This is a genomic window from Enterobacter cloacae complex sp. P40C2, from assembly GCF_014930695.1.
Taxonomy (GTDB): domain Bacteria; phylum Pseudomonadota; class Gammaproteobacteria; order Enterobacterales; family Enterobacteriaceae; genus Enterobacter; species Enterobacter pasteurii.
Map to the genome: position 1 here is coordinate 90,045 of NZ_JADBRP010000009.1, position 11,147 is coordinate 101,191.

Genomic DNA, 11,147 nt, shown 5'->3' on the forward strand with positions numbered 1-11,147 from the left:
CTTCATGTTTTTAATATATTTTTATTGTAGCGGGTTAACGCGGCAGTAGAAATATCCGCCATTTATCGTCATTTTGTAAAAATCGTAATAATAAGTAATGGGGATTGTCACCCAGCGTGATAATCGGGATAGTGCGCTTCACAGGAACAAAACCACATAAGGAAAATGGTTTATGAAAAAGTTAGTCTCTCTTACTGTACTTCTCGGCCTTGCCTCGTCTTCTGCTTTTGCCGCGACCGCGCCCGACTGCGTAAAGGCTGATAATCAGCAAATTGAAGCGCTCTTTGATAAATGGAATGCCTCGCTTCAGACGGGGGATGCCCATAAGGTTGCGGAGAATTACCTGAGCGATGCGGTTCTGCTGCCGACAATTTCGAATCAGGTCCGGCTGACCGACCAGGAGCGCGTGGATTACTTCCAGGATTTTCTGAAGAAGAAGCCGTTCGGCAAAATAGACACCCGCACCATTCGTCTGGGCTGCAATAAAGCTATTGATACGGGTACGTATACCTTTACCTTCGCCGATAAATCGTCAGTGACGGCACGCTATACCTTCACCTATGCGTGGGACGGAAAAGCGTGGAAAATTTCCTCTCACCACTCCTCCGCAATGCCGGAAGGATAAGATCTGTCCCCTCTCTCTTTGGGGCTGAGGAGTTCCCAGTAATTTTTTACCGGAAGCGATGAATGTTGCTTCAGGAAAATGAATAACTTACAGCGGCGCCCTGGCACGTTCACAAGTCATGCCGTTACAGAGTAGCAAGGAACATAAAGTGAACGGAATTACCTCTACAGCCATATGTTCCCCCTCACCCCAGCCCTCTCCCTCAAGGGAGAGGGGGTCCTCCGTGCAGGCATTATTTTATGGGGATCCCTCAACCCTTTGGGGAGAGGGGGAACCACTCAGCGTCTTACCGGCGCGCCGTTCGCCACATAATACGCCGCCGTACTCTTCGCCAGCGGCTCGCGCCCGCGGATCGCGTCGGCAATCTTCTCACCAATCATGATGGTCGTGGCGTTCAGATTGCCGGTAATAATCTGCGGCATAATCGACGCATCCACCACGCGTAATCCCTCCAGCCCGTGAACGCGGCCTTCGCCGTCGACCACCGCCATCTCGCCGTAACCCATCCTGCAGGTGCCGCACGGGTGGAAAGCGGTTTCGGCGTGATTACGCACAAACTCGTCCAGCTGTTCATCCGTCTGGCAGTCGATGCCCGGGCTGATTTCGCGACCACGGTACTTGTCCAGCGCGGGCTGGTGCATGATTTCGCGGGTGATGCGGATCGCGTCGCGGAACTCCTGCCAGTCCTGCTCGTGGGACATATAGTTGAACAGGATCGCCGGATGCTGGTGCGGATCGCGCGACGTGATGCGCACGTGCCCGCGGCTCGGCGAGCGCATGGAGCCGACGTGGCACTGGAAGCCGTGCTCCTTCACCGCGTTTGAGCCGTTGTAGTTAATCGCCACCGGCAGGAAGTGGTACTGAATGTTCGGCCACTCGAACTCCTCGCGGCTGCGGATAAACCCGCCCGCTTCGAAGTGGTTGCTCGCCCCCACCCCGGTGCCGCCAAACAGCCACTCCGCGCCAATCTTCGGCTGGTTCCACCACTGCAGGGCAGGGTAGAGGGAGACCGGCTCTTTACATTCATACTGAAGGTACATCTCCAGGTGATCCTGCAGGTTTTCGCCCACGCCGGGTAAATCATGCACCAGCGGGATATCAAACTGCTTAAGCAGTTCGGCGTTGCCCACGCCGGAACGCTGGAGGATCTGCGGAGAGGCAATGGCGCCAGCGCACAGCAGCACCTCTTTTTTCGCCGTCGCGTTGGACGGGATGGTGCTTTCGCCCTCCAGCCACTCGACGCCCACCGCGCGCTTGCCGTCAAAAAGAATGCGATCGGTCATGGCGTGGGTGCGGATGGTCAGGTTCGGGCGCGGTTTCGCCTGGTCCAGATAGCCGCGCGCGGTGCTGGCGCGTCGGCCCTGCGGCGTGACCGTGCGGTCCATCGGGCCGAAGCCTTCCTGCTGGTAGCCGTTCAGATCGTCGGTGCGCGGATAACCCGCCTGCACGCCCGCTTCCACCATCGCTTCGAACAGCGGGTTTACGCCCGGTTTAGAGGTAGTGACGCTCACCGGACCGTCGCCGCCGTGGTAGTCGTTCGGGCCCACGTCGCGCGTCTCTGCCTTGCGGTAGTAGGGCAGGCAGTTGAGGTAGCTCCAGTGCTCCAGGCCCGGCTCTTTAGCCCAGTTGTCCAGATCCATCGCGTTGCCGCGCACGTAGCACATGCCGTTGATCAGCGAGGAGCCGCCCAGCCCTTTACCGCGTCCGCACTCCATGCGGCGGTTGTTCATATGCGGCTCAGGTTCGGTTTCATAGGCCCAGTTGTAGCGCTTGCCCTGAAGCGGGAACGCCAGCGCGGCGGGCATCTGGGTGCGGAAGTCAAAGCGGTAATCCGGCCCGCCTGCCTCCAGCAGCAGAACGGTGGTGTTCGGATCTTCAGTCAGTCGTGTTGCCAGTACGTTGCCGGCGGAGCCGGCCCCGATAATGATGTAGTCAAATTGCAAATAAACCTCCCGGTTAAAATATGGACTGGAATTTACCCATCTCAACCTGGATGGACTTCACCTGGGTGTAGCTCTGAAGCGTCATGACGCCGTTCTCGCGGCCAATGCCGGAGTGCTTGTAGCCGCCGACCGGCATCTCCGCGGCGGATTCGCCCCAGGTGTTGATCCAGCAGATGCCCGCTTCGAGCTGATGAATGGCGCCGTGCGCGCGGTTCAGATCGGCAGTGACGATGCCCGCCGCCAGGCCGTAGTCGGTGTCGTTGGCGCGGCGAATGGCTTCTTCATCGGACGCGTAGGTGAGGATAGACATCACCGGGCCGAAGATCTCTTCGCGCACGATGGTCATCTCGTCGGTGCAGTCGGTGAACACGGTCGGGGCGACCCACGCGCCATTGTCAAAGCCGTCGCCCTTCAGCACGTCGCCGCCGCACAGCACGCGCGCGCCTTCCTCTTTGCCTTTGGCGATGTAGCGCATCACGCTGTCGCGGTGATGGAAGCTGACCATCGGGCCAAAGTTGGTGTTTTCATCGAACAGATCGCCCGCGCGGATGCGGCCCACGCGCTCAGCGATTTTCTGCTCAAACGCGGCCTTATATTTCTCGGGCACGAACACGCGGGTGCCGTTGGTGCACACCTGTCCGGAGCTGAAGAAATTGGCCATCATGGCGATGTCCGCCGCGAGATCCAGATCAGCATCGTCAAACACAATCAGCGGGGATTTGCCGCCGAGCTCCATCGTCACCTCTTTCAGGGACGAGGCCGCCGAGTTCGCCATCACCTTCTTGCCGCTGGCAACGCCGCCGGTGAAGGAAACTTTGGCAATCCCCGGATGTTCGGTCAGGAACTGACCGGTTTCCGCGCCCACGCCCGGCAGGACGTTAAACACGCCGTCCGGCAGGCCCGCTTCGGTGTAGATCTCGGCAAGCTTAAGCGCGGTGAGCGGGGTGACCTCGCTCGGCTTGAAGATCATGGCGTTGCCCGCCGCCAGCGCCGGCGCAGATTTCCACAGGGCGATCTGGATCGGGTAGTTCCACGCGCCGATGCCCGCCACCACGCCCAGCGGCTCGCGGCGGGTGTACACGAACGAGGTGTCGCGCAGCGGGATCTGGCTGCCTTCCAGCGCCGGGATCAGCCCTGCGTAGTACTCCAGCACGTCCGCGCCGGTGACGATATCAACGGTCGAGGTTTCCGAATACGCTTTACCGGTGTCGAGGGTTTCAAGCTTAGCCAGCTCGTCGTTGCGCTCGCGCAGGATATCGACGGCGCGGCGCAGAATGCGCGAGCGCTCCATGGCGGTCATCGCCGCCCAGATTTTTTGCCCGCGCGTCGCGCTTTCCACGGCGCGGTCGACGTCCTCTCGCCCGGCGGCCTGCACGGTCGCCAGAACTTCACCGTTAGCCGGGTTGATGGTCTCGAAGGTGCGACCGCTGGTGGCGGATACATAACCACCATTTATATAAAGCTGCTGTTCTGCCATTCGGGACATAATTTCTCCTCGGTTATTCGGTCGGTAAATGCTGGCTGATAAAGTGGCTGGTGAGCGATTGCGCCAGAGTTTTGTCCAGCGGTTTGCCGCTTAACGCCGCGCGCAGCCACAGCCCGTCGATGAGGGCGGCCAGCCCGTAGCCCGCCTCCTCAGCCTGTTCACGCGGCAGCTCCCGGCGGAATTCGTACACCAGATTTGAGAGCAGCCGGCGGCTGCTGACCTGCTGCAGGCGGTAGAGCATCGGCTGATGCATGCTGCTCGCCCAGAAGGCCAGCCAGGCCTTCATCGCCGCGCCGCTTACCTGGGTTTCATCGAAGTTGCCGCCAACAATCGCCTGTAATCGCTGCTCTGCGCTGCCGTTGGGCAGGGCGCGTAAGCGGCTTAAAACCGCATCGCGCAGCTGGCCGGTGATGTCGCGCATGGTCGCTTCCAGCAGGCCGTTTTTATCTTTGAAGTAGTGACTGATGATCCCCGTGGAAACGCCCGCCCGACGGGCGATCTGCGCGATGGTTGCGTCATGCATTCCCACTTCATTAATTGCTTCCAGCGTGGCGTCGATTAGCTGCCTGCGCCGGATCGGCTGCATCCCCACTTTGGGCATTTTTGCCACTCCATTCATCAGCGTTGGTAATACATTAAAGCGGTTTTTGATTGGACGTTCAATATAAAATGTGTCTTAATTGTTGCGATTTTGGATTTTAATAGTTACAAAAACAGTGGGGATACTGGATGACAGACCTTTCACAAGACAGAGAAAAAGACAAAATCAATCCGGTTGTTTTTTACACTTCCGCCGGGCTGATTTTGTTGTTTTCCCTGACGACGATCTTCTTTAGCGATTTTTCTGCCGAGTGGATTGGCCGCACCCTGAACTGGGTGTCGAAGACCTTCGGCTGGTACTACCTGCTGGCGGCGACGCTCTATATTGTCTTCGTGGTCTGCATAGCCTGCTCGCGCTTCGGCTCGGTGAAGCTCGGGCCAGAGCAGTCCAAGCCCGAGTTCAGCCTGCTGAGCTGGGCGGCGATGCTGTTTGCCGCCGGTATCGGCATTGACCTGATGTTCTTCTCCGTGGCCGAACCGGTCACGCAGTATATGCAGCCGCCGGAAGGGGCAGGGCAGACGATGGAGGCCGCGCGCCAGGCGATGGTCTGGACGCTGTTCCACTACGGCCTGACCGGCTGGTCGATGTACGCCCTGATGGGGATGGCGCTCGGATACTTTAGCTATCGTTATAATTTACCCCTCACCATCCGCTCCGCGCTCTATCCGATTTTCGGTAAAAAGATTAATGGCCCGATTGGACACAGCGTTGATATTGCGGCGGTGATCGGTACCATCTTCGGTATCGCCACCACGCTCGGCATTGGCGTGGTGCAGCTCAACTACGGGCTGAGCGTGCTGTTTAATATCCCGGATTCGATGGCGGCCAAAGCGGCGCTGATTGCGCTCTCGGTGATTATCGCCACCATTTCCGTAACGTCGGGCGTGGATAAAGGCATCCGCGTGCTCTCCGAGCTGAACGTGGCGCTGGCGCTTGGGCTGATCCTGTTCGTGCTGTTTATGGGCGACACCTCGTTCCTGCTCAACGCTTTAGTGCTGAACGTGGGCGACTACGTGAACCGCTTTATGGGCATGACGCTGAACAGCTTCGCCTTTGACCGCCCGGTGGAGTGGATGAACAACTGGACGCTGTTCTTCTGGGCGTGGTGGGTGGCGTGGTCGCCGTTTGTTGGCCTGTTCCTGGCGCGTATTTCGCGCGGGCGCACCATTCGCCAGTTCGTGATGGGCACGCTGATCATTCCGTTCACCTTTACCCTGCTGTGGCTGTCTATTTTCGGCAACAGCGCGCTGCACGAGATTATTCACGGTAACGCGACCTTTGCCCAGGAAGCGATGGCGCACCCGGAGCGCGGCTTCTACAGCCTGCTGGCGCAGTATCCGGCGTTTACCTTTAGCGCCTCAGTGGCGACCATTACCGGCCTGCTGTTCTACGTCACCTCGGCGGATTCCGGCGCGCTGGTGCTGGGCAACTTCACCTCGAAGCTGAAGGATATTAACAGCGACGCCCCGAACTGGCTGCGCATCTTCTGGTCCGTCGCCATCGGCCTGCTGACGCTCGGCATGCTGATGACCAACGGGATCTCGGCGCTGCAGAACACCACGGTGATCATGGGGCTGCCGTTCAGCTTCGTCATCTTCTTCGTGATGGCCGGGCTGTATAAATCGCTCAAGGTGGAAGATTACCGCCGCGAAAGCGCCAGCCGCGACACCGCGCCACGTCCGATGGGCGCCCAGGACCGTCTGAGCTGGAAGAAACGCCTGTCGCGCCTGATGAATTATCCCGGCACGCGCTATACCAGCCAGATGATGGAGACGGTCTGCTTCCCGGCGATGGAGGAAGTAGCTCAGGAGCTGCGCCTGCGCGGTGCCTACGTCGAGCTGAAAAATCTGCCGCCGGAAGAGGGCGAGACCCTTGGGCACCTGGATTTGCTGGTGCACATGGGCGACGAGCAGAACTTTGTCTATCAGATCTGGCCGCAGCAGTACTCCGTGCCCGGGTTTACCTACCGCGCGCGCAGCGGCAAATCGACCTACTACCGGCTGGAGACCTTCCTGCTGGAAGGGAGCCAGGGGAATGATCTGATGGACTACAGCAAGGAGCAGGTGATTACGGACATTCTGGACCAGTATGAACGACACCTGAACTTTATCCATCTGCACAGGGAAGCGCCGGGGAATAGCGTGATGTTCCCGGATGTTTGAGTGATGTACAGAGGCATTTGCCGTCGCCCTCATGCCGGGCGGCGGCGATGCCTCACCCGGCCTGCAAATTCAGCTTATCGCGGGCCTGATAAGCGAAGCGCCTTCAGGCGCAGTTTGGCCTCTTCCGTCCAGTATTTCTCCTGACCCTTCATTGACACAACTTTAATGATAACCATTTTCATTTAAATATAGCCTGTGCTATACCTTATAGCACGGGCTAATTTTGCTTTGAATTTAACCATATCAGGAGACTTCTGCGATGCACCCACGGCAAGGATTGAAGCGTCTGTTACTCGGCGCGCTGTTCATGACCGCGACCACCACCGGCGCGCTGGCGGCCGAAAAGTTCCGGGTTATCACCACCTTTACCGTCATCGCGGATATGGCGAAAAACGTGGCGGGTGACGCCGCGGAAGTGACCTCTATCACCAAGCCGGGCGCGGAAATACACGAGTATCAGCCCACGCCGGGCGATATCAAACGCGCGCAGAAGGCGCAGCTGATCCTGGCGAACGGCATGAACCTGGAGCTGTGGTTCCAGCGTTTTTATCAGCACCTGAACGGCGTGCCGGAGGTGATTGTCACCAAAGGCATTACGCCGATGGGCATCAGCGAAGGGCCCTATAACGGCAAGCCCAACCCGCACGCGTGGATGTCTCCCGACAACGCCCTGATTTACGTCGATAACATCCGCGACGCGCTGGTGAAGTACGATCCGGCGAATGCGCAGACCTATCAGCGCAACGCTGAAGCCTACAAGCAGAAGATCGTCGCTACCCTTGAGCCGCTGCGCAAGCAGGTGGCGGAGATCCCGGAAGACAAGCGCTGGATGGTGACCAGCGAAGGGGCCTTCTCCTATCTGGCGCGCGATCTGGGCCTGAAGGAGCTTTACCTGTGGCCGATCAACGCCGATCGGCAGGGCACGCCCCAGCAGGTGCGCAAGGTTATCGATCTGGTGAAAAAACATCGCATCCCGGCGGTGTTCAGCGAAAGCACGGTATCGGATAAGCCCGCGCGTCAGGTGGCCCGGGAAACCGATACCCACTACGGCGGCGTGCTGTACGTCGACTCCCTGAGCGCGGAAAACGGCCCGGTGCCGACCTATATCGACCTGCTGAACGTCACGACCCGCACGCTGGTGCAGGGCATCCGTGACGGCATGAAGGAGTAACCATGCATAAGGGGATTGTCGTCACGGACGTGACCGTGACCTACCGCAACGGGCACACGGCGCTGCGCGACGCGTCGTTCAGCGTGCCGGGCGGATCGATTGCCGCCCTGGTGGGGGTGAACGGCTCCGGCAAGTCCACGCTGTTTAAGGCGGTGATGGGCTTCGTGCGGGCGGCGAGCGGCTCCATCACCATTGAGGGGCTGCCGCCTCACCGGGCGCTGCGCCAGAACCTGGTCGCCTACGTCCCGCAGTCGGAAGAGGTTGACTGGTCGTTTCCGGTGCTGGTCGAAGACGTGGTGATGATGGGCCGCTACGGGCATATGGGGTTTCTGCGTCGGCCAAAGGAAAACGATCGGCGGATCGTGACCGAGGCGCTGAAGCGCGTGGATATGCTTGAGCTGCGCCATCGGCAGATTGGCGAACTGTCCGGCGGGCAGAAAAAGCGCGTGTTTCTGGCTCGCGCTATTGCTCAGGAGGGGGAGGTGATCCTGCTCGACGAGCCGTTTACCGGCGTGGACGTCAAAACCGAAGCCAGAATCATCAGCCTGCTGCGCGAGCTTCGCGACGAGGGCAAAACCATGCTGGTGTCGACCCATAACCTGGGCTCGGTCACGGCGTTTTGCGATTACACGGTGATGGTGAAAGGCACCGTGCTGGCGAGCGGCCCGACGGAAACCACCTTCACCGCCGGGAACCTTGAGCGCGCCTTCAGCGGCGTGCTGCGGCACGTGGTGCTCAGCGGCTCAGAGGACCGCATTATTACCGACGACGAGCGGCCCTTTATTACCCACCGGCAGGAGGCAAAATGAACGCGCTTCTTGAACCCTTCGGCTATGAGTACATGCTCAACGCGATGTGGGTGTCGGCGATGGTGGGCGGGCTGTGCGCGTTTCTCTCCTGCTATCTGATGCTTAAGGGCTGGTCGCTGATTGGCGACGCGCTCTCGCACTCCATCGTGCCGGGCGTGGCGGGCGCCTACATGCTCGGGCTGCCGTTCTCGCTGGGGGCGTTCTTGTCCGGCGGGCTGGCGGCGGGCAGCATGCTGTTTCTGAACCAGCGCAGCCGCCTGAAGGAGGACGCCATCATCGGGCTGATCTTCTCCTCATTTTTCGGGCTGGGGCTGTTTATGGTCTCGCTCAACCCGACCTCGGTAAATATTCAGACTATCGTCCTCGGCAATATCCTCGCTATCGCCCCGGAAGATATCGTCCAGCTGGCGATCATCGGCGCGGCGTCGACGATTATCCTGCTGTTCAAATGGAAAGATCTGATGGTGACCTTTTTTGATGAGAACCACGCCCGCGCCATCGGCCTGCGTCCTGAACGCCTGAAGATCCTGTTCTTTACCCTGCTGGCGGTCTCCACCGTAGCGGCGCTGCAAACCGTCGGGGCATTTCTGGTGATCTGTCTGGTGGTCACGCCCGGCGCGACCGCGTGGCTGCTCACCGACCGCTTCCCGCGCCTGCTGATAATTGCCGTTGCCATTGGCAGCCTCACCAGCTTCCTCGGCGCGTGGGCCAGCTATTACCTGGACGGCGCAACCGGCGGCATTATTGTGGTCGCCCAGACGCTGCTGTTCCTGCTGGCGTTCGTCTTTGCGCCGAAGCACGGGCTGCTCGCCAGCCGCCGTCGGGCGCGTCACGTCCAGGAGGCGCAACCATGATGGCGCTGCTTCTCGAACCCTTTCAGTTTGCGTTCATGAACAACGCGCTGCTGATATCGCTGCTGGTGGCCGTGCCCTGCGCGCTGCTGTCGGTTTTCCTGGTGCTGAAAGGCTGGGCGCTGATGGGCGACGCCATGAGCCACGCGGTATTTCCCGGCGTCGTGCTGGCGTGGATGATGGGCCTGCCGCTGGCGCTGGGGGCGTTTGTGGCCGGCCTGTTCTGCGCGGTCGCCACCGGATACCTGAAGGATAACAGCCGCATCAAGCAGGATACGGTGATGGGGATTGTCTTTTCCGGCATGTTTGGCGCCGGGTTGATCCTCTATATCGCCGTCAAACCCGAGGTGCATCTCGACCACATTCTGTTTGGCGATATGCTGGGCATAAACGGGATGGACATTCTGCAAAGCGGCCTCGTCGCGGGGCTGATTGCGCTGGTGATTGGCCTGAAGTGGCGCGACTTCCTGCTGTTCTGCTTTGACGCTCAGCAGGCGCAGGCAAGCGGGCTGCGCGCGCGCTGGCTGCACTACGGCTTACTGTGCATGGTCTCGCTGACCATCGTGGCGACGCTGAAAGCGGTGGGGATTATTCTGTCGATTTCGCTGCTGATTGCGCCCGGTGCGGTTGCGGTGCTGATCGCCCGGCGCTTTCACGCGGCGCTGCTGGTGGCGGTTGCCGTTTCAGCCCTCGTGTCGGTAAGCGGGGTGTATGCGTCGTACTATCTCGACAGCGCGCCCGCACCAACCATTGTGGTGCTGTTCGCGGTGGTGTTTATCGTGACCTTTGTGGTGACCAGCCTGAAGGCTCGTCGGCAGGAGCGCGCGACAGCAGGGTGATCGCCTGTTCGCCGTGCTGTTGCCAGTGGAGGGTAAAGGCGGCGCCTTCGTTAAAGCCCGCCAGCTGACGGGTTAACGCCAGCGTAAGCGTCTTATCGCCGAGCTGGGTGACGCGGGCGCTGTCAAAACCCAGACAGGCCTGCACCCGGGGAAAGAGGGCCTTGAACAGGCTCTCTTTGGCGCTGAACGCCAGCGTAAGGGCGAGGGCAAACGGGTATCCCGAACGGGCCAGCACGAGTTCTTCCTGCGCATCAATGATGCCGTCTTTTATCTCTCTGGCCTCGTTGTCGGGGAGGATCGTTTCACAATCGATGCCGATAAGGGCCGGGTGTAGCGCGACGACGGCCATGGCCCGCGTGCCGCTGTGGGTGATGCTGCCGGAAATACCCTGCGGCCAGAGCGGTTCGCCGCTGGGGCCGATGCCGGGAACGGGGTGGTCCGGTAAGGCGTGCGCGGCGGCAATACGGCCCGCCAGGTGCTCGGCCTTGCGTTTGCGTCCGGCGTCAGCGAGCAGCGCGTGATGCGGGAGCCAGAGGAGATCGGCGTCGGTGAAGGTGGTGGGGTCGAAGGTGACGTGGTGGAGGGTGAGGTTGGCGAGCGCGAAGGTGCGGTGGGTGGTGTGCATGGGTTTTCCTTCTGTCAACGAATAGTGCGGCCTGA

At 60.1% G+C, this 11,147-nt stretch carries 10 protein-coding genes; 6 read left to right on the forward strand and 4 right to left on the reverse strand.

Features of this window, described 5'->3' with window-relative positions:
• Positions 1-172 precede the first annotated feature (172 nt).
• On the forward strand, positions 173-625 hold the full coding sequence (locus IM304_RS15895) for an SgcJ/EcaC family oxidoreductase (protein WP_148419323.1): 453 nt from the start codon (positions 173-175) through the stop codon (positions 623-625).
• 278 nt (positions 626-903) lie between these two features.
• Here the strand turns inward: IM304_RS15895 and betA are convergent, their stop codons facing one another.
• Genes betA through betI form a run of 3 tightly spaced genes read right to left on the reverse strand, consistent with a single transcriptional unit; the run spans position 904 to position 4,655 of the window.
• On the reverse strand, positions 904-2,568 hold the full coding sequence (gene betA, locus IM304_RS15900) for a choline dehydrogenase (RefSeq protein ID WP_193355985.1): 1,665 nt from the start codon (positions 2,566-2,568) through the stop codon (positions 904-906).
• 13 nt (positions 2,569-2,581) lie between these two features.
• Entirely contained in the window at positions 2,582-4,054 is a 1,473-nt protein-coding gene (gene betB / locus IM304_RS15905; RefSeq protein ID WP_193355986.1) for a betaine-aldehyde dehydrogenase, read from the reverse strand.
• Between the two features lie 13 nt (positions 4,055-4,067).
• A complete protein-coding gene (gene betI, locus IM304_RS15910) occupies positions 4,068-4,655 on the reverse strand; it encodes a transcriptional regulator BetI (RefSeq protein WP_023334836.1) in 588 nt (195 codons plus the stop codon).
• Between the two features lie 128 nt (positions 4,656-4,783).
• On the opposite strand from betI, the gene betT reads away from it, so the two are divergent.
• From betT to IM304_RS15935, 5 genes are all read left to right on the forward strand, one after another.
• Positions 4,784-6,817: a choline BCCT transporter BetT gene (gene betT, locus IM304_RS15915; protein WP_193355987.1), complete on the forward strand. Its 2,034-nt coding sequence runs from the start codon at positions 4,784-4,786 to the stop codon at positions 6,815-6,817.
• A gap of 259 nt (positions 6,818-7,076) precedes the next feature.
• Positions 7,077-7,988: a metal ABC transporter substrate-binding protein gene (locus IM304_RS15920; RefSeq protein WP_193355988.1), complete on the forward strand. Its 912-nt coding sequence runs from the start codon at positions 7,077-7,079 to the stop codon at positions 7,986-7,988.
• Between the two features lie 2 nt (positions 7,989-7,990).
• Positions 7,991-8,797: a manganese/iron ABC transporter ATP-binding protein gene (locus IM304_RS15925; RefSeq protein ID WP_193355989.1), complete on the forward strand. Its 807-nt coding sequence runs from the start codon at positions 7,991-7,993 to the stop codon at positions 8,795-8,797.
• Positions 8,794-9,651 (forward strand): iron/manganese ABC transporter permease subunit SitC, encoded by an 858-nt coding sequence (gene sitC / locus IM304_RS15930; protein WP_148419311.1) that lies wholly within the window; start codon positions 8,794-8,796, stop codon positions 9,649-9,651. Before IM304_RS15925 ends, sitC begins: the two co-directional genes overlap by 4 nt.
• Complete coding sequence (locus tag IM304_RS15935; protein ID WP_193355990.1) at positions 9,648-10,487, forward strand: metal ABC transporter permease; 840 nt, start codon at positions 9,648-9,650, stop codon at positions 10,485-10,487. Before sitC ends, IM304_RS15935 begins: the two co-directional genes overlap by 4 nt.
• Here the strand turns inward: IM304_RS15935 and entD are convergent.
• On the reverse strand, positions 10,423-11,112 hold the full coding sequence (entD, locus tag IM304_RS15940; RefSeq protein WP_193355991.1) for an enterobactin synthase subunit EntD: 690 nt from the start codon (positions 11,110-11,112) through the stop codon (positions 10,423-10,425). The two genes, IM304_RS15935 and entD, sit on opposite strands and share 65 nt — an antisense overlap.
• Between the last annotated feature and the right edge of the window lie 35 nt (positions 11,113-11,147).

Excerpts from the sequence above, each read along its gene's own strand:
- IM304_RS15895 (WP_148419323.1), top strand. The coding sequence starts at position 173 with ATGAAAAAGTTAGTCTCTCTTACTGTACTTCTCGGCCTTGCCTCGTCT.
- betB (WP_193355986.1), bottom strand. The coding sequence starts at position 4,054 with ATGTCCCGAATGGCAGAACAGCAGCTTTATATAAATGGTGGTTATGTA.
- betI (WP_023334836.1), bottom strand. The coding sequence starts at position 4,655 with ATGCCCAAAGTGGGGATGCAGCCGATCCGGCGCAGGCAGCTAATCGAC.
- betT (WP_193355987.1), top strand. The coding sequence starts at position 4,784 with ATGACAGACCTTTCACAAGACAGAGAAAAAGACAAAATCAATCCGGTT.
- IM304_RS15920 (WP_193355988.1), top strand. The coding sequence starts at position 7,077 with ATGCACCCACGGCAAGGATTGAAGCGTCTGTTACTCGGCGCGCTGTTC.
- IM304_RS15925 (WP_193355989.1), top strand. The coding sequence starts at position 7,991 with ATGCATAAGGGGATTGTCGTCACGGACGTGACCGTGACCTACCGCAAC.
- sitC (WP_148419311.1), top strand. The coding sequence starts at position 8,794 with ATGAACGCGCTTCTTGAACCCTTCGGCTATGAGTACATGCTCAACGCG.
- IM304_RS15935 (WP_193355990.1), top strand. The coding sequence starts at position 9,648 with ATGATGGCGCTGCTTCTCGAACCCTTTCAGTTTGCGTTCATGAACAAC.
- entD (WP_193355991.1), bottom strand. The coding sequence starts at position 11,112 with ATGCACACCACCCACCGCACCTTCGCGCTCGCCAACCTCACCCTCCAC.